Source organism: Magnetospirillum sp. (genome assembly GCA_027532905.1).
GTDB lineage: Bacteria > Pseudomonadota > Alphaproteobacteria > CACIAM-22H2 > CACIAM-22H2 > Tagaea.
In genome coordinates this window covers 1-1223 of sequence record JAPZUA010000012.1, presented here as the reverse complement: position 1 = coordinate 1223, position 1223 = coordinate 1, and the positions used below count along the sequence as shown (strand labels likewise).

At 66.9% G+C, this 1223-nt stretch carries 2 protein-coding genes; both read left to right on the top strand.

The window, feature by feature from the left end; translation table 11 throughout:
* The coding region (locus O9320_20630; GenBank protein ID MCZ8313257.1) for a winged helix-turn-helix transcriptional regulator at window positions 1-647 on the top strand (647 nt) is incomplete at its 5' end.
* The gene (locus O9320_20625) at window positions 644-1147 is read left to right on the top strand and encodes a hypothetical protein (protein ID MCZ8313256.1); all 504 of its coding nucleotides are present in this window, start codon (window positions 644-646) and stop codon (window positions 1145-1147) included. The genes O9320_20630 and O9320_20625, both read left to right, overlap by 4 nt.
* Window positions 1148-1223 lie beyond the last annotated feature (76 nt).

The window sequence follows — 1223 nt, the reverse complement described above, 5'->3', positions numbered from 1 at the left end:
CCAAAATCGACCGCGATTCGACCGCCCTGTTGCTGGGCGTGCTGTCGGCGGTCGAGCATAATTCGAACGTGACCCAGCGTTCGATGTCGAGCGAATTGGGCGTGGCCCTTGGGCTTGCCAATGCGGTGCTCAAACGCTGTGTGCGCAAAGGTCTCATCAAAATTTCGACGGCCCCGCTCAATCGCTACGCCTACTATCTTACGCCGAACGGGTTCAGCGAAAAAGCGCGGCTGACGGCCGAATATTTGCGCGCGTCGTTCGACCTGTTCCGCAAGGCGCGCAGCCAATATGCCGAGATTTTCGGCCGCTTTGCCGCACGCGGCTTGAAGCGCATTGTGCTGGTGGGCGCATCCGAACTCGCGGAAGCGGCCCTGCTGTCGGCGCGCGAGGCCAATGTCGAAATCGTCGGCTTGGTCGATGCGAGCAAGGCGGGCGAGGCGCATATCGGCTTTGCGATCGCAGGCGATCTTGCCGAGATTGCTGGGCCGTTCGACGCCGTCGTGCTGTGCGACATGCGCGACCCGCAAGGCGTCTATCTGCGCCTGCGCGACGCCGTACTCGCAGCGGGGCTCGAGGCCGATCGCGTGGTGGGGCCGGCCCTGCTGCGCTTGCGCGTGCCGCCTTCCGAAACGGCCGGTGCGGCATGACCGCCTGGTACGCTGTGCACACCCAGCCTTTGGGCGAGCAGCGGGCTGCCGCCAATCTGGCGCGCCAAGGTTATGCCGCCTATTTGCCGCTCTATCGCTGCCGGCGCAGCCACGCGCGCAAGGTCGATCTCGTGCAGAAGCCGCTATTCCCGCGGTATCTGTTCGTGGCCCTCGATCTGCTGCGCGACCGTTGGCGGCCGATCCTGTCGACCTTTGGCGTGTCGAACATCGTGCGCGTGGGCGATGCGCCCGTCGCTGTGCCCGAGGGCGTGGTCGCTGCGATCCGCGCGCACGAGGCCGCGCAGACCTTCGACCAGTCTCTCGAGCCTGCACGCCGCTTCAAGCCCGGCATGGCCGTGCGCGTGACGGGCGGGCCGTTCGCCGATCTGATTGGCAAGTTCCAAGCCCTGGCGGATGCCGAGCGCGTGGTCGTGCTGCTCGATCTGCTGGGACGCGAAGTACGCGTGCACGTGCCCAACCGCGCGGTCGCTGCCGCCTAGGCGGCGAGGCCGGGCGCACGTACGTGCCGTCGCAACGCTGGGGGCCTCGGCACCCGGCGTGCGGTAGCGCGGATTT

Excerpts from the sequence above, each read along its gene's own strand:
- O9320_20625 (MCZ8313256.1), top strand. The coding sequence starts at position 644 with ATGACCGCCTGGTACGCTGTGCACACCCAGCCTTTGGGCGAGCAGCGG.